This window comes from Arthrobacter sp. Dra40 (assembly GCF_059091905.1).
The window spans coordinates 1-642 of the sequence record NZ_JBNHHB010000553.1 but is presented as its reverse complement, the minus strand read 5'-3'; the positions used below and the strand labels follow the sequence as shown (position 1 = coordinate 642).

The following is a 642-nucleotide window of genomic DNA, read 5'->3' as shown; positions in this document are numbered from 1 at the left end:
AACTGGAAGGACATCGTGGCTAACAACACACGAGCCCGCCGCAAGGTCCGCATTTCGCGTGCCCTTGGCATTGCCCTGACGCCCAAGGCTGAGAAGTACATGGAGCGTCGTCCGTATGGCCCCGGCCAGCATGGACGTGCCCGCCGCAAGCAGGACAGTGACTACGCCGTTCGTCTGCGCGAGAAGCAGCGTCTGCGTGCCCAGTACGGCATCCGCGAAGCACAGATGACCCGTGCCTTCGAGGAAGCCCGCAACACCGCCGGTCTGACCGGTGAAAACCTGATCGAGCTGCTGGAAATGCGTCTTGACGCCCTGGTGCTGCGTGCCGGTTTCGCCCGCACCATCGCCCAGGCCCGCCAGCTCGTGGTGCACCGACACATCATGGTCAACGGCAAGCGAGTGGACCGCCCGTCCTTCCGCGTTTCCGAAGGCCAGCTGATCCACGTGCACGAGCGCTCCGAAAAGATGCCCCCGTTCCAGGTGGCAGCTGCCGGCGCTCACCGCGACGTGCTCCCCAACGTTCCGGCGTACCTCGATGTCGCTCTGGAGAAGCTGCAGGCCCGCCTGGTCCGCCGCCCCAAGCGCTCCGAGGTCCCCGTGACCTGCGAAGAGCAGATGGTGGTCGAATACTACGCTCGCTAG

1 protein-coding gene is annotated in these 642 nt (G+C 65.1%); it reads left to right on the top strand.

The annotated features are described in order from the left end of the window. The first annotated feature begins 15 nt into the window (after positions 1-15). Complete coding sequence (gene rpsD, locus AC5RWT_RS37940) at positions 16-642, top strand: 30S ribosomal protein S4 (RefSeq protein ID WP_127512669.1); 627 nt, start codon at positions 16-18, stop codon at positions 640-642.